The following is a 19,701-nucleotide window of genomic DNA, read 5'->3' as shown; positions in this document are numbered from 1 at the left end:
CATCGAGTTTCGGCCATGGCATGACGGACCGGCTTTTGCGCTATTCTGGCAAGTCCGCCTTCCGAAGGCCCTCGATATAGTTGTCGCGGTCTTCCACCCGTTGAAACGGGGCAGCACCTCCGCGAGGTCCGAAAGCCGCAATGTGGGATCGAGTTCGCGCAGGCGCGCATCTTCTCCGCTTCAGAAAGCTGTCCCGCCAAGGCATGACTTGCCATCGCGACACGCATCGCGCTCGCGTAGTTCGGCTGCGAGCGCAAAGATCTCGGTTTACGCTTGGCACCTTCGATTTCAGCCTCCTCGACCTTCGGCGTGATTGCGCCGACTACGTTTGAGGCGATCTGATCCTGGAGATCAAAGATCTCCGCCAGAGTGCCGCCAAAAACAGTCGGCCCATAAATGGAGGCCGGTGGAAGAGTCGAGGAGCTGTCCTGTACGGCCAACGTTTTGGTGGCAAGAGATTTGAGTTAGGATGACGCAGCACTGGCGCGTTATAGAGCACCCTTATGAACGAATCTGCCAGTAGAGCAGACAGCAACACAGCAGTCGCGAGCGACCTTGCCCACGGCGATCCCCGCCTTGCCTTCATTTATCAGGAGGCGGTGAGAGGCCTCAATCACCAGCAGAACCTCGTCGAGAACATGAACGCCCGCGCCGGCAGCCTCATCTTCGCCACTGCGTTCGCCAACTCGCTGCTTGGCGGAAGGGCGCTTTCCGACGGGCTTGGGCTTTGGGACTGGATCGCGGTGGTTCTGCTGTTCGTCATCGGCGGGCTGATCGTCTTCTTGCTTTGGCCCTACCACAAATACACGTTCCGCTTCGACCCAGAAGAGCTGCTCCATCAATATGTCGACGGCGACCGGCCGGCAAACATGTCGGCCATGCAGCGCGCGCTCGCCCTTCGCATCAAGGCGGACATGGTCAGCAACTGGCGCATTATCCAGCGGCTTCGGGTGGCATTGCAGATTGCGCTGGTCCTTCTGTTGTTCGACATCCTGGCCTGGCTTTTCGCGATCGCGGGTATTTGAGCCGTTCGATATTCGGAGCCGACCCGACCTGGACCGACGACCGCCCTTTGAGGTGGCAGTCTGCCGACGAGCACCTTCGGAAACTGAGGCATCAGCACGACCTTGCCGGTCGAGCCGCCCTCTTCGGGCAAAGGACGAGCACGTGGCTCCCGGGACGGGCGCCTTCGCAAGAGCGCTGTGTCTGCGGCACTCTCACCTGCTTGCGAGGCGCTGAGGGGCGGCGCGGCGTTGCATGCAGATCTTTCGCGCAGCCGCAACTCCTTGCAGGAACGCGAAAAAAGGGCGACGCAAGCGCCGCCCCATATCCCTTGGGAGGACAATCCGATCCGGCGGATCAGGCCGCCTGGGCTTCTCCGGCGACGGCATCGGCGGCGCGAGCGGCCTTCAGCACCTTGGCCCACCAGGCGACGTCGTTGACCAGCGCGGTGGCGGCCTGGTTCAGGTGCTCGAGATCTTCGAGCTTCTTCTCGCCTTGGCGCACGGCGAGGAAATCGCCCCAGGCGATATGGACTGCGGACTTGACCGGCGCCATCTGCAATTCGACGGCGTGGAGACGAAGCTGTTCGACGGCGCGGGCGCCACCGACGCTGCCATAGCCGACAAAGCCGGCCGGCTTCTTGTTCCACTCGTTGGCGGCGTAGTCGATCGCATTCTTCAGCACGGCCGTCGGGCCGTGATTGTATTCGGCGGCGGTGAAGATGAAGCCATCGAATCCGGCGACCTTCTTCTGCCAGCGTTGTGCGACTTCGTTCTGCGACGGCGCCCAGGCGGAGGACGCGACCTCATCGAAGAAGGGCAGCGGAAAGTCGCGCAGATCGACAATTTCGACATCAATGTCGGCATGTGCCTTGGCGATCTTGGCGATCCACTGCGTCGGCACGTCGGCGAAGCGGGCGGCGCGCGTCGAACCGATGACAATGGCGATTTTGGGCTTGGACATAAGGGGCTCTCCTTGCGGGAATTTTTGGTATCGTTTGGATACCGGCGCTATATGTGATACTGACAATTTGATGCGCAAGGAGGCACGTTTTTGTTACTGAGGCACCCGCATAACACCGAGGACTGCCGCGCCGTGTCGGAAATCCTGCAGCGCGTCGGCGACAAATGGACCGTGCTCGTGGTCGGCAAGCTGGGCGGCGGACCGCTGCGTTTCAACGAATTGCGCGCCGCCGTCGGCGGCATCTCCCAGAAGATGCTGACCACCACCTTGCGCGGCCTGGAGCGCGACGGCTTCGTCACGCGCAAGGTATTTCCGACCATTCCGCCGCGCGTCGATTACGAGCTGACCGAGCTCGGTCACGAGTTGCTGGTGCCGGTCGGCGCGCTCGGCGAATGGGCACGCAAGAACACCCAGCGTGTCCAGTCGGCACGCGCCAGGTTCGACGACATGCATGCCTGAAGCCCATGCGCGGCAAGGAATCCGGGACCCTGCACTGAGCGGCACTAGCTGCCCAGGCGAAGTCACGGTTCCCTGAAAGCGACTTGGAAATACTCCATGGCGCTCGATGCCGGCCCAACGCGCCCGGCCTCTCTCGACGGTAACCCATATCCCAACGGCAGCCAGTCAGGCCCTTCGCGCCAAGCAAGGCGTCTGGCTGCAGATCGTGCACGTCGCTGTTCGCTGCTTCGCATCCGTCGCGTCATGCAGGCAGGCGGTGCGCCCAAGGTCCTGTTTGACTTCGGCGTAAGCGGTTATGCCGAGCAGGCAGACAAGGGCCACGAGAGCCGCCGCAAGCCAGCCGTTCAACAGGTGTTGACGCATTGTCTTCCTCCGGTGCCCGGGAGAATTGCGCGTGGAAGGCAACGGCAGCATGTCGCTGAACGCATCGCTTCGCTCGGGCGATGTTACAAATGCCCCCGGCTTGGCGGGTATCGAATCAGCTCTCGGCCGGAACCGCCTTCGGCTTGCCCTCGCCGTCGAGCGCCACCATGACGAAATCGGCGTGCGTCACCTTTTCCATCAGGTCGGAAAGGTAGCGCTGCGCCCAGGCCTCGACCTTGAGCGTCATCGAGGTGCGGCCGACGCGTTCGACATGGGTGTAGATGCACAGCGTGTCGCCGATCTTCATCGGCTTGGCGAAGGACATTTCCTTGACCGCCGCCGTCACCACGCGGCCCCTGGCGCGCTCGGCGGCGCGGATGCCGCAGGCAAGATCCATCTGCGCCATCACCCAGCCGCCGAAAATGTCGCCTGCGGCATTGGCGTCCGAAGGCATGGCCAGGGTGCGCAGCGTCAGGTCTCCGATCGGCCGTCCGTCCGCGTACTGCACCATGGGCAGAATCCTCAAGCAGTGATGGTCATCGATCCCGTATCGCCGCTACGGGAATAGGTCAACGCGCGGCGGCTGCTGTTTCCTCGCCCCAAGGCCATAGGCTAACCCTGCATTCGCCCGGTTGTGCCTGATTTTCAGCGGCTTCGGGTGTCAGGGAGGGTTTCCTCCAATCGCCGAGGAACGCGGTTCCTGGAGATCGCACCTCTCAGAAATAACGTGCAAGGTTAGCGCGGATGCGGTCGAGAACCGTATCCCCGGAAATGTCGGGAACGAATGCCTTGCCGGTGATCGCCTCGTAAGCCTGGGCATACACCCCAGAGGCCTGTTCGACGATCTCGTCCGGAATCCTCGGGATCGGGTCCTTGTAGGGATCGCAGCGCGCCGTCACCCATGAGCGGATGAAATCCTTGTCGAAGCTCTCCGGCCGCGTGCCATCAGCCAGCGCCTGTTGGTAGCTCGCCGCGATCCAGTACCGGCTGCTGTCGGGCGTGTGGATTTCGTCGGCGAGAATGATCGTCCCGTCCTTGTCTGTCCCGAATTCGTATTTCGTGTCGGCCAGGATCAGGCCGCGTTCGGCTGCGCGCGCCTGGCCGCGGGCGAACAGCTTCAAGGCATAATCCGAAACCGTGTCCCACTGCTCCTGCGTGAGCAGGCCCTGCTCCAGGATCTCGGCCCTGGACAGCGGCTCGTCATGGCCGCCGTCGGCCGCCTTGCTGGTCGGCGTGATGACCGGTTCGGCCAGCCTCTCATTGTCGCGCAGGCCGTCTGGCAGGCGCATTCCATACATGTCCCGTTCGCCGCGTCGGTAGCGGGTCAGGATCGAGGTGCTGGTGGTCCCCGCCAGATAGCCGCGCACGACGATCTCGACCGGCAGTATGTCGAGCCTTGTGCCGACGACGACGTTGGGGTCGGGATATTCCAGCACATGGTTCGGGCAGATGTCGGCGGTTTCCTCGAACCAGTACCGCGCCGTCCGGGTGAGGATCTCTCCCTTGAACGGGATCGAGGTCAGAATGATGTCGAAGGCGCTGAGACGGTCGGTGGCGATGATGATACGCCTGCCGTCGGCCAGGTCGTAATTCTCGCGGACCTTGCCTTTGTAATAGCCCGGCAGTTCGGGAATGAAAGCATCCGACAGGACACGCATGGGTTCTCCTGCCTTTGCGCGGAGTGGCCAGGGGCATGATTCCGAAAAGTTGCAGACTTATCGGAAAAAATCATGCCGAAATGATGCTATCCGCATAGTCCGTCGACCCCATGCATATCAAGCGCGATTGTCGGCATTCCCCGAAAGCCGGCCGGTATACCAGTCGCTTTTTTCACAACCGATGCCGGAAGGCGCGGCGACGCGGCGAACCCATGGCGTCTAGGCTGCGCCAGATTTCCGGAGCCGCCATTTTCATCATGCAGACCTATGACTTCATCATCGTCGGCTCCGGCTCGGCCGGCTCGGTTCTGGCCGACAAACTGTCGGCTTCGGGCCGCTTCTCGGTGCTGGTGCTGGAAGCCGGCGGCAGCGACCGGCGCTTCTACGTGCAGATGCCGCTCGGCTACGGCAAGACCTTCTTCGATCCCACGGTGAACTGGAACTACAAGACCGAGCCGGATCCCGGCCTCGGCGGCAATGTCGACCACTGGCCGCGCGGCAAGCTGCTTGGCGGGTCGAGCTCGATCAACGCCATGGTCTGGATCAGAGGCGCCCGCGAAGACTTCGATGACTGGCGCGCCGCCGGCAATCCCGGCTGGGGCTATGACGATCTGTTGCCGGCCTTCAAGGCGCTCGAGGACAATGAAGCCGGCGCCGACGCATGGCGCGGCAGCGGCGGTCCCCTGCACATCAGCGACACCACCGATGCCGTCCACCCGCTGACGAAGCGCTATCTCACCGCAGGCCAGCAGGCCGGTCTGCCGCTCAACCCCGATTTCAATGGTGCTGCCCAGGAAGGCGTCGGCATCTACCAGATCTCGACCAAGAACGGCCGGCGCATGTCGGCCGCCCGTGCCTTCCTGCGCCCGGCGATGAAGCGCGCCAATGTGCGCGTGGAGACCAACGCGCTGGCAAGCCGCGTCTTGTTCGAAGGCAAGCGCGCCGTCGGCGTCGAGTATTTGCAGAACGGTCAGACCAGGACGGCCCGCGCCGGCCGCGAAATCATCCTGTCCGCGGGTTCGATCAACTCGCCGCAGCTCATGCAGCTCTCCGGGGTGGGTCCGGCGGCGCTGCTTGAAGGCTTGGGCATCCCGGTCGTGCATGCCAACGAGAATGTCGGCGCCAATCTGCAGGACCATGTCGGCATCAACTACACCTTCAAGGGCAAGCTGCCGACGCTGAACCAGATCCTGCGTCCCTGGTGGGGCAAGCTTTTGGTCGGCATGCAGTACATCCTGACCCGCTCCGGGCCGCTGTCGCTGTCGATGAACCATGGCGGCGGCTTCTTCCGCACCGATCCGGCCTTCTCGCGCCCCAACATGCAGCTCTATTTCCAGGCCTTCTCGACCCTCATCCCGAAGAACGGCGAGCGGCCGATCCTGACGCCGGATCCGTGGCCGGGCTTCTCCATCGGCCTGTCCAACTGCCGGCCATCGAGCCGCGGCGAGATCATGATCCGCTCCAGCAATCCGCTCGATTATCCCAAGATCGTCGCCAACGCCTATTCCACCAATGCCGATGTCGACGAAATGCTGTCGGCGGTGAAATTCGTGCGCAAGATCGCCTCGATGCCCGCCATGGCCGAGATCATCGCCGAAGAGGTGCTGCCCGGTCCGTCGATCCGGTCCGACGCCGACCTGATCACCGATTTCAGGAAACGCTCCGGCACCGTCTATCACCCGGTCTCGACCTGCCGCATGGGACCCGATCCCTCGCGCTCCGTCGTCGATCCGCGCCTCAAGGTGCACGGGCTCGAAAGCTTGCGCATCATCGACGCCTCGATCTTTCCCGACAACATCACCGGCAACACCAACGCCGCCTCTGTCATGACCGGGTGGAAGGGCGCCGAACTGGTTCTGGAGGACCACACATGAAGATCACCGACGTCAAGACCTGGGTTGTCGGCAACCCGCCACCCGGCATCGGCGGCAAGTATTTCATCTTCGTCAAGCTCACCACCGATGGCGGCGTGGTCGGCTATGGCGAGGCCTACAACGCCACCTTCTCCGCCCATGTCACGGCCAAGCTCGTCGAGGACATGGCCGAGCGCTATCTGATCGGCCACGATCCGCACGACATCGAGAACTTCTTCCGCCGCGCCTATTCCTCCGGCTTCACCCAGCGCCCCGACGTGACCGGCATGGGCTGTTTTTCCGCACTCGAAATGGCTTGTTGGGACATCGTCGGCAAGGAAGCCAACAAGCCGGTCTACAAGCTCCTTGGCGGCCAGGTGCACGAGACGCTGCGCTCCTACACCTATCTCTATCCGCACACCGGCAGCGTCCATTCCGAGGACGCGCCGGATGGCAGGAATGTCTATAACGACCCGGAGATGGCGGCGGCCTGCGCGCTCGAATATGTCGAGCAGGGGTTCAATGCCGTCAAGCTCGACCCGGCCGGCCCCTACACCGCCTTCGACGGCCATCAGCCGCGCCTCGTCGACATCGATGTCTCGACCCGCATGATCAAGGCGATCCGCGAGGCGGTCGGCACCCGCGCCGATATCCTGTTCGGCACGCACGGCCAGTTCACGGCATCGGGCGCGCTGCGCATGGCGCGCGCCATCGAGCCTTATGATCCGCTGTGGTTCGAGGAGCCGGTGCCGCCCGACATGCCCGAAGTGATGGCGCAGGTCGCCCGCGCGACTTCGATCCCGATCGCCACCGGCGAGCGGCTGACGACCAGATCCGAATTCGCCCGTGTCATCGAGAACCGCGCCGCCACCATCCTGCAGCCGGACCTCGGCCGCTCCGGCGGCATTCTGGAAACCAAGAAGATCGCGGCCATGGCCGAGGCCTATCACATCCAGGTCGCGCCGCACTGCTATTGCGGGCCGATCGTCGGTGCCGCCAACATCCAGCTCGCGGTGACGCTGCCCAACTTCCTGATCCTGGAATCGCTGAAGCAGTGGGACGGTTTCCACGCCACGCTGTTGAAGAAGAAGATCGAATGGCAGGACGGCAATGTCATCCCGTCGAAGGAGCCGGGCCTCGGCGTCGAGCTGAACGAGGCGGTCTGCGACGCCCATCCCTACACCGGCAAGGACCTGCATCTGCAGATGATGCAGACGCCGCTGATGCCGTGAGCGAAAGCTACGCCTTCATCGGCCTTGGCCATCTCGGCGGCAATCTTGCCGCCAGCCTGATCCGCAACGGCTTTGACGTCACCGTCGTCGACCGCGACCCCGCCGCCGTCGAGCGCCTTGTCGCGCTCGGCGCGACGGCCGCCAATAGCCCGGCCGAAGCCGCGGCGCGGGCCGGCAATGCCATCACGTGCCTGCCTTCGCCAAAAGTCAGCGAGGCGGTGCTGGGCGGCCCGGGCGGATTGCTGGAAGGGCTGCCCAGGGGCGGCACCTGGATCGAGATGTCGACCAACGGCCGCGACGAGATTTTGCGGCTGGCCGCCCTCGCCTCGGCCAAGGGGATCGAGACGCTGGAATGCCCGGTCACCGGCGGTGTGCATCTGGCGGCGGCCGGCAAGATCACCGCGCTGGTCGGCGGCGACGCCCCCCTCTACGAGCGTCACCGCCCGGCCATCGAAGCGATGTGCGCCAAGTCGTTCCTGATGGGCCCGATCGGCTCGGCGGCGGTGATCAAGGTTATCACCAACATGCTGGCCTTCATCCATCTGGTCGCCGCCGGCGAGGCGCTGATGCTGGCCAAGCAAGGCGGGCTCGACCTCGCGCAATCCTACCACGCCATCGTCGCGTCTTCAGGCAACAGCTTCGTCCACGAGACCGAAAGCCAGTTGGTGCTGAACGGCTCCTACGATATCGGCTTCACCATGGACCTTGCGCTGAAGGACCTTGGCTTTGCGCTGACCATGGCCGAACAATCCGGCGTGCCGCTCGATCTGGCGTTGCGCGTCAACGCGATCTTCGAGCAAGGCAAGGCGGCTTATGGCGGCGATGCCTGGTCGACCCAGATCGTCAAATTGCTTGAAGATACCGTCGGCACCGACCTGCGCGCGCCGGGCTTTCCGGCCAGGCTGGAAATATGAACTAGCAAATAAAATCAAGATGTTGGGCGAGCATCTAGAATCATAGCGGCAACATCTCGACCGGTTTCTCGGGCGAGAGTTTCGATCGGACTGCATGGCTCGGCGATTGGCGGGAGACACCCCTTCCTTTCGTCATCCTCGGGCTTGACCCGAGGATCCATCCCGTAACATCAAGGCGCTGCAACGGTGCTGATTTCGGCTCCGCCGCACTCTTCGGCCAATATCACGGCATGGATCCCAGTGTCTCCGCGACGGAGCTTCGCTCCTGCTTCGCCCTGGGATGACGACGTTGAGACGCTCCACCGCCGGGCTGTGCCTTGATTCAATATCTCACCAGCAACGCACCAGGCAGGATCTCGAAGGTGGCGGGTATGCGCCCCGGTGACTCGCCGTCTATGTCGACCAGCGCGCCATTCTTCTCGACGTCGCCGAGCGGTTCGACAACCACTTTCCTGCCGCGCAGGATGGTGATCGCTGGATGGTTGCGGTGCCGCCCACCATAGAGCAGGCGGATGTCCCAGATCAGCTTCAGCTTGCCCGCCGCGCGCAGGATGACGATGTCGAACCGTCCATCGGTCAGTTCGGCATCGGGCGCGATCATCATGCCGCCGCCGAAGAATTTGCCATTGGCCACCGCCACCAGCGCCATGCGCGCCTCGACCGGCGTGCCGTCGTCGACTGTGATCCGCACGTCCTGGAAGCGGTAGCGGATGAACTCGACCACGGTGCGCCACAGGAACAGCGCCTTGGCCGACATCCTGCCCTTGCGCTTGTCGGCATTGACGGCGCGATCAGTGGCGCCCGACAGGCCAAGGCTGGCGATGTTGATGAAGTGGCGGCTGGCCAGCGCGCCATGGTCGTCGATATAGCAGATGCGGCCGGCATCGACCGCCCTGGCCTTCGCCCCGGCAATCCGTTCCAGCGTCGCGCCGATCTCCTTCGGCAGGCCGAGCCCGCGCGCGAAGTCGATGCCGGTGCCGCACGGCAGCAGGCCAAGCTCGGTCGTCCTGCCGCCCTCCTCGCGGGCCTGCAGCAAGCCGTCGGCCACCTCGCTCGCCGTGCCGTCGCCGCCGGCCGCGATCACCAGGTCGAAGCCGTTTGCCGCGAGATCGAGCGCCAGCCGCTCGGCGTCGCCTTCGGCCTGCGTCTCGCGCAGTTCGAAATCGCCGAAGTGCTTTTTCAGCGCGGCGGCGACGTCAGGCCAATGCCGTTTCAGCCGGCCGCCGCCGGCAATCGGATTGAGCACCACCCCGACCTTCAAGTTTCGCCCTCCCCGACGCCGGACCTGGATGCCCGATCCTTTGCCGGCATTCAAACTCGTACCGGCCGGCGGAGCAAGGGCGCGTTCGGCCATGGACGCCAAAAAGCGCGGGGCAGGCTGTCTAAGGCCTTCGCGCTTGAACTTCCCTGGCTTCTGGCCTTGGTCCCCGATAATCCCGCTATCCACAGGGGCGCGGCCATTCCCCAAACCCCTTACCCGGCGTAAGTTGAACCCATCTCAGGCGGCTACCGATCATCAAGCCGAAAGGCGAAGTGAAAGGCGGATTTCCTGAGGCCCGTACGGCCCGGAACGAGAGCAGGCTTGCTTGTTCAAGGGACGGAAGCCGAGACCTACGGGGCCGCGGAAAGCGTGCCAACGCCGACGGCGGACCGATGCTGCCATGAAGGACGGCAAAAACCTTCGATGGCACGCAGGGCAAAGCCCGCAAGGGCCAAGACCGGCGTGGTCTGGAACGGATGCTGCTCTCGGGTGGCTTCTGGCAGGACCGTCAAAATCAAGGCCGGCATGGCGCGACGACTTTACGGAAGTTGCTGCCGCGACCGTGTCCTGATCTGACAGGGAGGCGCTGGGAGAAATCCCGGCGCCGACTGTCTTTTGGCTCTCCCACGCAATTTTTACGGTGTTTCCGGTTGGGGCTGCAACCGGCGGCAAAATCAGCTAACGTTCGACGTCGTCAGAGCCCGTTTGAAAACGCGCTCTGCCGAGTCGGATGGCGTGGTTTTCGAGAACCGAAGCACAGCGGACCTTTGGGTCCGTGAGCACAGTTCTACTGCGGTGCAGTAGAACGCGGAAGCGCAGAAAACCGCGTCAGGCGGCTGGCAGAGTAGCGTTTACAAATGGGCTCGTAGAAGGGGGATACTTCATGACGCTGATCCAGAAGCTTGCAGTCGCCTACGCGTTCTTGTTCTTCGGCGTCGTGGCCATCGGCTACATTCCGGCCTTCAACGATGCAGACGGCAATCTGTTCGGCCTGTTCTCATTGCAATGGTACGACGACCTGCTGCACGCCTTCTCCGGCGTCTGGGCGTTGGCCGCCGCCTTCATCTCGCATCGCCAGGCGGTGTTCTATTTCAAGCTGTTCGGCTCGGTCTACCTGTTCGACGGCGTGCTCGGGCTGATCACCGGCTCAGGCTGCCTCGATGCCGGTATCTTCATCAACGGCTTCCGCTCCCTCAACGACATCGAATTCCCTGCCCGCTTCTTCGCCAACCTGCCGCACATCGTCATTGGCGGCATCGCCGTCTATATCGGCTTCTGGCTGTCGAAGCGCATCTACGACCACTTCGCCACGGCCTGACGGGCCATGTTCCTGTTCCGCTTGATAAAGCGCATCGTCAAGGCGATCCTCTGGCTGATCGTCATCGTCATCCTGATCCCGATCGCCGGGCTGGCCTATGGCTTCCTGACGACGCCGGCGCTCGACAGGACGCCGCTGCCAGGCATTGCCGACGGCGCGCCGCCCAAGGCACTGGCCGACAAGGTGCGCGCCGAAATCCTCGGCTACCAGCGGCCGGAGGAGTCGACCTTCCTCACCTACCCGGAATGGGCGATCGTCTACGCCGCGCGCGAATATGCCGGTTTCGTCGCCAAGGACCAGCCGAGCGGCTTTCCCTATTGGTCCTATGTCGGCCGCTTCTGGCAAGACTATGCCACGGTGATCCGCGCCAGTTCTCCCTACAGGTTCAACTACGCCAACCACCAGATGCTGGTCATCATCGGCACCAGCCATTCGATCGAGCATATCCTGCAATGGGCCTATGAGAACACGGTCGGTCGCATCACCGAGGCGACGTCAGCCAAGCGCACGGCGGCCGACATCTACCAGGCCAAGGTGGCCGCGGAGTATGCTTCTTTCCTCGATCAGGTGCCGTGGTACCAGTTCCCTTATGCCGAGAAGCGCGCCGGGCTGTTCGCGGTGCAGCCGGCGCCTGGTGACAGTTCCATCCGCACCAGCGAACGCAAGCTTGCCTTCGGTCTCGCCGACACCATCAAGCAAGGCTATGCCGACCTGATCACCAAGGCGCTTGCCGCGACCTCCGACCCGGCCTTCCTCGATGTCCATGTCTGGGCCAGGGGGCCGGTCGGCGAAGCCACCCGCAACGAGCCCGACACCTTGCTGGAACGCGATTACGGCGCGGACGGCACCGTCTTCGTCACCAGGCGCTACCAGGTGTTCACCGACATGATCCCGCGGCTGATCGACAAGGGTGTCTCCTTTGTCGAGATCGGCGGCAATGACGAGATCATGGTCACGGTGCTGTCGACCGATTCGATCGCCATTCCCGAAGGCATGCGCATCCTTTTCAGCTATCCGCTGCCGGCGGAGCCCTCGACGCGCCGCACCGGCATGGTCGTGGCCGTGCGCAAGCTGCATCTGGTGCTGCCGTCGCTGATCAAGGCCGGCGCCAGGCTCGAACACGTCTACGACTACTGAGGTTTTTCAGCCACGCCTGGCCAGGATCGGCGAGCCGTCATGCTCATTCCACAATCGCGGCAAAATCCCGCCTTGTTCGCGCGCAATGGAAGATCGCATGTCGGCCTGAAGGCGCGACATGCCTGACTGGGCTGCCGGGGGGCATCTCGAAGGGACGAGACCGTGATCAAGACCGCCCTTGTCGCCATGACCATCGTCGGCTGCGACTGCGACGCCAAGCTGTGCGAATATATCGGCGAGACGCCGGCCAAGTGGTCGACCATCGCCGATTGCGAAGCGGCGATGAAGAGCCAGATCCTGCACGAGCGCAATTTCAATTATCCGCTGGTGTCCGGCATCTGCCGCGCGAAGGGCTCGGCGTCCTCCTCGCACCTGGCCGCGATCGCGTCGGGCCCGGAACTGAAGCCCGCCAGCCGGGTCGTCGGGACGGAAAGCCCGCTGCCGCCAGAGCTCAGCCATCGGCCGAGCGTCCCGGTCGGTTCGCCCACGACGGCCCTGGACGCGGCCGCTGCCCGACCCGTCGCCTATGAACAGGTGGTCGACGGCGGAACCGGCGTGCTCTATCGCACGAAGAACGGCTACGCCGTGGTCAAGACCGATCTCGGCCGCGCCGCCTCGGCAACCGCCGACGCGGCAAAGCGCTCCGTGAACTGGCTGGCTGGGCTGATGCCGACGGGCCTGTAGGACGGCCCGCGTGCCGTCTACACCGTCCCGCTCAGCGCCTTGATGGCACGGTAGAAGGTCGAGGAAAACAGTTCCGCCGGGTCATAGTGCCGCTTTGCCGTCAGGAAGGCCGGCAATTCGGGATAGGACGCCAGCAATTCCTTGGCCGTATAGTGCAGCTGGTAGGGCAGGAAGAAGCGCCCGCCATGCTTGATCGTCACGTCGATCAGCGCCCGCGTCAGCGCCCGCATCCTGGCATTGCCATCGGCATCGGCCGGCTGGTTGATATAGAGCACCAGCGAATAGGCCGGCTCCGGCGCGTAGGTCAGCGCCACGTCCTCCTTGTGGACGATGCGCACCGAGGCGTTGAGCACCGGCAGATCCTGGTTGCGCAGGATCTCGCGCGCTTCCGCGACGAATGGATTATAGCTCGCGCGAGGAATAAAATATTCGTGCAGTATGTCGGTCTCGTACATGAGGTCGTTGAACAGATACGGCACCGAATCGTGCATCGGGTTGTTGCGGGTGACGAGACAGGCCTCGCCCTGGGCAAGCGCCGAGCTACGCGGCACCGTGCAGCTTTCGAATTTCGGCTCCAGCGTCTTTTCAGTGAACCATTTCAGTTCCTGGAACGCGCTGCCCCATTTGGCCATGTTCATGATCACCCGCTTCAGGCCGACGCCATCGGGTTCGCCGAGCGCCGGCTGGTCGGCCGGCGGCTGCTCCGCCACCTTATCGTAGCGGTAGACGATCATGTCCTCTAGGAAATTGCCCGGCGCGGTCGACAGATGCCCGTAGAACAGGCCGATGTCCTTGTTCGGCTCCAGCACCTCGGCGAAGAATTTCGGGAAATCGTCGGATCTGATGATCTCGCGCGAGGTGCGGTAGACGGCATTGTCGACGATATCGAGCGTCGCCTCCAGCACCACGCCGAACAGACCGTAGCCGCCGACGACATGTCGGAACAGCTCGATGTTTTCGGTTGGCGAGCAGGTGGTCACCGACCCGTCCGCCAGCATCACCCGCATCGAGCGGATGGAGCCGGCCACCGAGCCCGCCTGATGGTCCATGCCATGCGCGTTCACCGACAGCGAGCCGCCGACCGAAAAAATATCGGTCGACTGCATCGCCTTCACCGCGAAGCGCGGATGCAGCATGGTCTGGATATCGTGCCAGCACGCGCCCGGCTGCAAGGTCATGGTCTTGGCCGCGGCGTCCACCGTAACCTTGCTGAACTTTCTCATATCCAGGACCAGCGCATTGTCGTCGAAAGCATGCCCGCCCATCGAATGGCGGATGGCCGCCAGCGACACTTTCAGCCCGTTGGCGCGCGCGAAGGCGAGCGCCTTGGCGATATGCTCTTCCTCGCTGATCTCGACGACGCCATAGACCGGCGTCCTCGACAGACCGCTGGCATCGTTGATGTCGCCGCCTTTGGCCAGCCAGGGCAGCGACGGATCGAAGGCGGGCGGGCTCGCGATCGGCTTCAGCGGCAGCGCGATACCGTCTACATCGGCGATGCGTCCGGTGTTCTTCGGCCCTGACGGGCCTCGCGCCAGCCGCGCCACGGTGGTGCCGCCCCACAGCACGGCGCCGCCAAAGACGGCCGCCCCCAGCAGTAACCGCCGCGACAGGCGAAATCCCTTTTGTTCCTCGGCCATGCGGATCCCCCGGCGGCCAAGGAATAGCGCGGCCTTTTGGCAAAAACCATAGCGCCTCTGCCGCAACGGCGTTCCGCCGCCGTCGTCGCCTGGCGGTGACGGTCCAAGCTAATGAAAATGGCCGGTTCCCCAAGGAACCGGCCAGATTGGAGCAGGGTCTCAAAGTCCGGTCGGCAGTCTCTATGAGGCCTTCTTGATCGACGTCACCATGCCGGTCTTGTCGTCGACGGTCACCGCCACCTTGGCGCCGACCTTCAGTTTCCCGACCGACGCATCGGGCGACAGCTGGTAGATCTTGCCGTCGTCGAGGGTGACCGACTTGGTTGTCGGATCGACGGCCTGGATGGTGCCCTGAACGGTCGCGGCATAGGCCGTGCCGAGGAAGGCGAGCAAAGCGGCGGTGGTTGCGAGGGTCTTCTTCATGGATAGCACTCCGTGCTGTTTCGGTTTTCCGGTACCGCTTGGGAGAGGGCAGCACCGGACGGCCCGAGACTGGAACGAAACAGCCATCGTCGGCAAATCACGTTGGGTGAATTTTCGCAAAGGATATCATAGGCTTAATTCCGACATATTGTCTGCGGCCGACATCATTTCAGGCCGCTTCGGTTCCCCCGGCGAGCGCATTTCTGTTCGCGAAAAGAGTCGTTTAGACGGATTGTGGCGAGCGGTTGCGATCACGGCGCGGCCGCCGCAATCCGTCTCGAGGAGCATCACGAAACAGACCGCCGAGCGGTTATCGATACACATTTTGTGTCATGGTTCAGTTCAGATCGCCAATTGAAATGGACGAAACTCGCGCTCCGGTTGCAAATCTGGAACGGATGCCGGATGGTGCGCCGTTACCATGAGGGGGCCTTTCCATGAAGCTTGCAGTCCGGTCCATGATGTCCTTGATGATGTTGGCGTGTGCTCCGGGATCGGCCGGCGCGCAAGCCGCGAATCCGAACGATGACAAAGCGCTTATCTTTGCTACGGAAGACCCCGAGATGGCGACGGCAACTGCAAAGGCTCTTGCCAGCCTGGATGAGTTCCTGGCCCTGGCTGGAACGCCGCCCTCGGGGACGGACAGGTTCAAATTGAAGGTCGAGGTGCGCGATGGGGATATCAGCGAGCACTTCTGGGTCATCCCGTTCCAGCGCACCGAAACGGGGTTCGTCGGCATATTGGCAAACGAACCGGCAGCTGTGCGCAATGTCGTCCTCGGCCAGGAGATAGAATTCACCAGGGACGATATTTCGGACTGGGGATACAGACACGACGGGCGGCAAGTAGGGAGCTTCACCGTGTGTGTGATGTTCAAGAGGATGTCGAAGGAAGAAGCGGACTACCTGCGCGACAAATCCGGTTACGATTGTTGATCGTTTGCCCAACCGGACTAGCTTGCGCCGATCTTGCGCACCAGTGCCGCGGTCGCCAGCATGGCACCCAGGTCCGAAATCATCGGTGCGACATGACTGGCGTAGTCGAGCGGCACCGAAATATCAGGTAGCTCGAAAAAGTTCTTCGGTTGCGGCAGGAGCAGAAAACCATCGCTGCCGTTGAGCGCGACGCGCGCGGGCTCGTCCGGCCAGGTTTCGCCGAGCCATTTCAGCGCTTGCGCCAGCCGGCCGGTCACCAGCGGCCGCGCCGCCTCGACATTGTTGGTGCGGAACTCGTATGCGGCGTCGAGCTCCGGCACGCCGGAAGGCAGTTCCTGCATCCTGGGCGCGAACATGCCGCGGAAAAAGCCGATCACACCACTGGCACGTCGCGCCGCGACCAGTATTCCTGGAAACGGCTCGATGGTTTCGAAGGCGACGACGACGCCCTTGAATGTGGTCGCCTTGTTCTTGGTGGCGCCCCCGTCCCATAGGTCGGCTTCGTACAGTTCGAACGCAAATCCGTCATATCGTCCGGAGATGATATCGTCGAAGCGGCTCATGGTGAAACCGCCGACGGTCTCGCGCGGCAATCGGTCAAAGGAATGCGGCGTCACGTCATGCTGGTAGCGCATATCCCCAATGAAGCCGAAGATGATCGGCATCAGCGTCTGGCGAAATGATTGCTGCAGCCTCGCCGCCGGCCTGATCGCCCGGAAATAGAGCACGATCGCCACCACGAAGCCGACCACGTAGAGAAATACGTGCGGCGTCGAGAACCATTGCTCGTTGGGATCGGCGACCTTGTTGAACAGCCACGCAATGAGCGCCACGAAGACGACCACCAGGCCAACGAACAACGGTGCGCGCCACTTGGCCGCGCGTGCCACCGAGGCCCTTTTCGCTTCGTAGACCTCGATGTCTTTCTTGATGGCTGCGATAGCAGCCGCGCCCGGCATGAAATCCGCCGTCTCCATCGCCAATCCCCGCCGCCAGTGTTGCCGCATGATAGCCATTTTCGCGGGAAAGTCGCCAGCGCTTACCCCTGCCCTGTCGTGGACCTGTCACGCGGTCAGGGCGACGCGTCCACAAGGGAAGCAGGAAAGATCGCGTCCAGCCGGCCCTCGATTTTTTGCCGCATGGGCTCGTCCAATGCCTCGACCGGCAGCAGCCGTTCGTGGTCTCCCGCACGCAAGCGCACAAAGGGATGAAACCAGTAGGACGCGACAGCGCCGCGCGTCTCCGCATCGGCGCTGACGTCCACGATGAAAATCCCGCCAATCCGCCCCGGCCATGGCTGCCGGGCAAAAGCCGTGCCGAGGAAATCGCCGAGCCCATAGGCAATCACCGTCCCGCCGATCCGCTCCACCGGCTGCACGACATGGGCGTGATGGCCGGCGATCAGACCGACGCCCTGCCCGGCCAGCCGCCGCGCCAGTGCCCGTGTTGCGGCGCGCGGAAAATGCCGGAATTCCCAATCCCAGTGCGGCACGGCACAGAGGAGATCGACCCCAGCGCTCGCCTCGCGCGGCCAGCGCGCCGGATCGCCTTCCATCGAGACGCGGTCGGCAAACAGTCTCTCATCGGCGTTGCGCCAGAGCGTGAAAGCGGCGAAGCCGAGAGCGAGCGGCCCGGCAGCGAAGCGTTCGACCGGACCCTTGGCGGCGAGGCCGATGATGCCGACACCGAGCCGCTTCAACGCCGCGACCGTCGCGTCGAAACCGGCGACGCCCTGGTCGAACACATGATTGTTGGCCAGCGACAGGACCAGTTTTTCGCGCCTGATGCCAACCGCCGCGAGTGCCTCGGCCAGAAAGCGTTCGCTCATCGCATGATGCGTACCGAGCTTTGTCCCCAGCACGGCGCTCGGCCTGTCGACGACAGGGCTTTCGCAATTGCCGATCACCAGGTCGGCCGTGCCCAGCAGCGCCTTGATCGCCGGATCGCAGTCCGGCGCGCTCCGGTTGGATACCGCCGAGATGTCGCCGATGACGGCCAGCCGCACCGTCTGTCTCGGTAGCGGGTCCATCAGCGTCCCCGATGCCGGCGCAAATCCAGTGGCGCCACCGCCGAGCGACGGTTTCAGGAAACGCGGCAGCCAGGACAGTTTGTAGGAGAGCGGATAGTTCGACACGGCACGCCTCATCGTTGGCCTTCTGTAGACCGTCCGACGGACCGGTTGAAGCGTGCCCGGCGACATTCATGCAACGATGTGGACAGCGTGCCGGCATCGACAGGCGCGGCGTCGTAAATCTGTGTATGGTCGCCCGACAAATGGGAGGGAAAAGATGACACGAATAGCAAGCCTGCTGGCATCGGCTTTCATTGTGCTCGTGCCGCTGTCGTCCGCATCGGCGGCCATGCCCGAAGCGGCAACAGCTTTGTTCGAGGCAAGGACCGTGGCCGCGCGCGACGGCGCGCTGTCGACACTGGAAGCGGCCGCGCCGAAAGATCCAGCGTCAGCCTATGCCGCCGGCGCCGGCGAGTTCTTCACCGCGCTGGAACTGCTGGCCAGCGGCCTGCATCGCCATGGGTTTGAGAGCCCGCAATCCTTCATGCTGCCGCTGATGCAGCTGCCGGTACCGGCGAACCCCAATCCCGAGCCGCTGACCTACGAAGAGTTCCGCGCCATACTGGTGGCCTTCCGTGACCGGCTGGCAAAGTCCGCCACCACGCTTGGTTCGGTGCCGGCCGATGCCGATATCGGCATGGTCATCGACCTCACCCATGTCGGCATCGACCTCAACGAGGACGGCACCATCGCACCGGATGAAAGCATGGCGGCGATCATGGCGGCGCTGTCGCGCGGCGGCATCTCCCAGGGCGATACAGCCCCCGCGCTCACCTTCCGCTTCGACCGCGCCGACGGCTATTGGCTGCAAGGCTATGCCGAATTCCTGATGGCGCAGGCCGATTTCTGGCTGGCGCATGATTTCAAGGGCACGTTCGACGGCTCGTTCCACATGCTGTTTCCGCGCGCCAAGCTGCCGTTGCAGGACATCCTCGTGCCGCCGCCAAGCGAGATGGGCTCGAGCATCTTCTCCTCGGAATGGCGCATCGCCGACTTCATCTCGATGGTGCATCTCGTCAACTGGCCGGTTGTCGAACCGGAACGCCGCAAGGCGGCGCGCCAGGAGCTGCTCGAAATGATCCGGCTGTCGCGCGAGGACTGGAAGGCGATCCGCGCCGAGACCGACAATGACCGCGAATGGCTGCCCGGCCCGCAGCAAAAGGGCGAGAACCCGCTCACCGGCCTCGAAGTCGGCGAGGAGCAGGTGCAGGCCTGGCTCGCGACCCTGACGATGGCCGAGGACCTGCTCGAAGGCCGCGCGCTGCTGCCGCACTTCCGCATCACCGGCAAAGGGATCAACATGAAGCGCTTCTTCGACGAGCCTAAACCCTTCGACCTCGTACTCTCGATCACCGGTCCCGGCATCGCGCCTTATCTGGAGAGCGGCAAGATCCTGACCAGCGAGGATTTCGACCAGATCCAGCGCGAGTTTGGAGGTGGCGGGTTTTTGACGTTCGCACTGTGGTTCAACTGAGCGGCGCGGACGCTGCGCGTCGGCCGAACTCCGACGTATCCGAAAGTAGGGAACCCTTGGACAGCGGCGTTGGAGCCGTAGGAGCCCACCACGACCGCTGCTATGAGCCCCGAGAGCCGACCCTTTTGGGCCGAAGACTTGTGGCAGCACGGCAACAAAATCTGTTGGCACCCGTGATGTTTGCGGGCGCTCGGCCGACAGGCATTTGGCGTGCCTCACTGTCCCGGAAGCGCCGAATCGCCTTTTTGCGGAGGTTGGCAAAGACTGTTCTGCTTGACTCGGCAGATAAAAACAGGCAGCAAAAAAGCCTTGGA

Annotated in this window: 18 protein-coding genes and 1 pseudogene; 10 read left to right on the top strand and 9 right to left on the bottom strand. The window is 63.4% G+C overall.

Annotation, left to right across the window (positions count from 1 at the left end):
• Positions 1 to 263 precede the first annotated feature (263 nt).
• A pseudogene (locus tag FJ943_RS29930) lies at positions 264 to 429 on the bottom strand (CadC-family transcriptional regulator); the annotation flags it as partial.
• Between the two features lie 74 nt (positions 430 to 503).
• Here FJ943_RS29930 and FJ943_RS12255 point away from each other — a divergent pair.
• Entirely contained in the window at positions 504 to 1,025 is a 522-nt protein-coding gene (locus FJ943_RS12255; protein ID WP_181174539.1) for a hypothetical protein, read from the top strand.
• Between the two features lie 334 nt (positions 1,026 to 1,359).
• Here FJ943_RS12255 and FJ943_RS12250 read toward each other — a convergent pair whose 3' ends face one another.
• On the bottom strand, positions 1,360 to 1,965 hold the full coding sequence (locus FJ943_RS12250; RefSeq protein ID WP_015316140.1) for an NADPH-dependent FMN reductase: 606 nt from the start codon (positions 1,963 to 1,965) through the stop codon (positions 1,360 to 1,362).
• Between the two features lie 90 nt (positions 1,966 to 2,055).
• Between FJ943_RS12250 and FJ943_RS12245 the strand changes: the two genes are divergently transcribed.
• Positions 2,056 to 2,424 (top strand): helix-turn-helix domain-containing protein, encoded by a 369-nt coding sequence (locus FJ943_RS12245; RefSeq protein ID WP_023770230.1) that lies wholly within the window; start codon positions 2,056 to 2,058, stop codon positions 2,422 to 2,424.
• Between the two features lie 478 nt (positions 2,425 to 2,902).
• Here the strand turns inward: FJ943_RS12245 and FJ943_RS12235 are convergent, their stop codons facing one another.
• Positions 2,903 to 3,298 (bottom strand): acyl-CoA thioesterase, encoded by a 396-nt coding sequence (locus FJ943_RS12235; protein WP_013893544.1) that lies wholly within the window; start codon positions 3,296 to 3,298, stop codon positions 2,903 to 2,905.
• Positions 3,299 to 3,503: 205 nt separating this feature from the next.
• Positions 3,504 to 4,445 (bottom strand): phosphoribosylaminoimidazolesuccinocarboxamide synthase, encoded by a 942-nt coding sequence (locus FJ943_RS12230; protein ID WP_140721768.1) that lies wholly within the window; start codon positions 4,443 to 4,445, stop codon positions 3,504 to 3,506.
• A 257-nt stretch (positions 4,446 to 4,702) separates the two neighbouring features.
• Between FJ943_RS12230 and FJ943_RS12225 the strand changes: the two genes are divergently transcribed.
• The 3 genes from FJ943_RS12225 to FJ943_RS12215 are packed head-to-tail and all read left to right on the top strand — an operon-like array spanning position 4,703 to position 8,444.
• Complete coding sequence (locus tag FJ943_RS12225) at positions 4,703 to 6,319, top strand: GMC family oxidoreductase N-terminal domain-containing protein (protein ID WP_140721956.1); 1,617 nt, start codon at positions 4,703 to 4,705, stop codon at positions 6,317 to 6,319.
• A complete protein-coding gene (locus FJ943_RS12220) occupies positions 6,316 to 7,530 on the top strand; it encodes a mandelate racemase/muconate lactonizing enzyme family protein (protein WP_140721765.1) in 1,215 nt (404 codons plus the stop codon). The genes FJ943_RS12225 and FJ943_RS12220 overlap by 4 nt, the downstream gene beginning before the upstream one ends.
• Entirely contained in the window at positions 7,527 to 8,444 is a 918-nt protein-coding gene (locus FJ943_RS12215; RefSeq protein WP_140721762.1) for an NAD(P)-dependent oxidoreductase, read from the top strand. Before FJ943_RS12220 ends, FJ943_RS12215 begins: the two co-directional genes overlap by 4 nt.
• Before the next feature lie 322 nt (positions 8,445 to 8,766).
• Here FJ943_RS12215 and FJ943_RS12210 read toward each other — a convergent pair whose 3' ends face one another.
• On the bottom strand, positions 8,767 to 9,705 hold the full coding sequence (locus tag FJ943_RS12210) for a diacylglycerol kinase family protein (protein WP_015316133.1): 939 nt from the start codon (positions 9,703 to 9,705) through the stop codon (positions 8,767 to 8,769).
• Positions 9,706 to 10,588: 883 nt separating this feature from the next.
• Here FJ943_RS12210 and FJ943_RS12205 point away from each other — a divergent pair.
• The 3 genes from FJ943_RS12205 to FJ943_RS12195 all read left to right on the top strand — a co-directional run bounded on the left by FJ943_RS12205 (position 10,589) and on the right by FJ943_RS12195 (position 12,844).
• Complete coding sequence (locus FJ943_RS12205) at positions 10,589 to 11,023, top strand: hypothetical protein (RefSeq protein WP_140617720.1); 435 nt, start codon at positions 10,589 to 10,591, stop codon at positions 11,021 to 11,023.
• A 6-nt stretch (positions 11,024 to 11,029) separates the two neighbouring features.
• Positions 11,030 to 12,160, top strand: a complete 1,131-nt coding sequence (locus FJ943_RS12200; RefSeq protein ID WP_140721760.1) for a hypothetical protein — start codon at positions 11,030 to 11,032, stop codon at positions 12,158 to 12,160.
• A 162-nt stretch (positions 12,161 to 12,322) separates the two neighbouring features.
• Positions 12,323 to 12,844, top strand: a complete 522-nt coding sequence (locus FJ943_RS12195; RefSeq protein WP_140721757.1) for a hypothetical protein — start codon at positions 12,323 to 12,325, stop codon at positions 12,842 to 12,844.
• 17 nt (positions 12,845 to 12,861) lie between these two features.
• Here FJ943_RS12195 and FJ943_RS12190 read toward each other — a convergent pair whose 3' ends face one another.
• Entirely contained in the window at positions 12,862 to 14,484 is a 1,623-nt protein-coding gene (locus FJ943_RS12190) for an FAD-binding oxidoreductase (RefSeq protein ID WP_140721755.1), read from the bottom strand.
• Between the two features lie 180 nt (positions 14,485 to 14,664).
• Complete coding sequence (locus FJ943_RS12185; RefSeq protein WP_015316128.1) at positions 14,665 to 14,907, bottom strand: DUF1344 domain-containing protein; 243 nt, start codon at positions 14,905 to 14,907, stop codon at positions 14,665 to 14,667.
• Positions 14,908 to 15,344: 437 nt separating this feature from the next.
• Between FJ943_RS12185 and FJ943_RS12180 the strand changes: the two genes are divergently transcribed.
• Positions 15,345 to 15,842, top strand: coding sequence for a DUF2314 domain-containing protein (locus tag FJ943_RS12180; protein ID WP_140721752.1), 498 nt, complete (start codon positions 15,345 to 15,347; stop codon positions 15,840 to 15,842).
• Positions 15,843 to 15,859: 17 nt separating this feature from the next.
• Here the strand turns inward: FJ943_RS12180 and FJ943_RS12175 are convergent, their stop codons facing one another.
• Both FJ943_RS12175 and FJ943_RS12170 read right to left on the bottom strand, forming a co-directional pair.
• The gene (locus tag FJ943_RS12175) at positions 15,860 to 16,819 is read right to left on the bottom strand and encodes a DUF3137 domain-containing protein (RefSeq protein WP_140721749.1); all 960 of its coding nucleotides are present in this window, start codon (positions 16,817 to 16,819) and stop codon (positions 15,860 to 15,862) included.
• A gap of 95 nt (positions 16,820 to 16,914) precedes the next feature.
• Positions 16,915 to 17,988 carry a CapA family protein gene (locus tag FJ943_RS12170; protein WP_181171216.1) on the bottom strand — a complete coding sequence of 358 codons (1,074 nt, stop codon included), beginning with the start codon at positions 17,986 to 17,988 and terminating at the stop codon, positions 16,915 to 16,917.
• 142 nt (positions 17,989 to 18,130) lie between these two features.
• Between FJ943_RS12170 and FJ943_RS12165 the strand changes: the two genes are divergently transcribed.
• Complete coding sequence (locus FJ943_RS12165; protein WP_140721747.1) at positions 18,131 to 19,387, top strand: hypothetical protein; 1,257 nt, start codon at positions 18,131 to 18,133, stop codon at positions 19,385 to 19,387.
• Positions 19,388 to 19,701 lie beyond the last annotated feature (314 nt).

This window comes from Mesorhizobium sp. B2-3-10 (genome assembly GCF_006442275.1).
Lineage (GTDB): Bacteria > Pseudomonadota > Alphaproteobacteria > Rhizobiales > Rhizobiaceae > Mesorhizobium > Mesorhizobium australicum.
The sequence above is the reverse complement of the archived record's forward strand: the minus strand, read 5'-3'. Positions and strand labels throughout refer to the sequence as shown.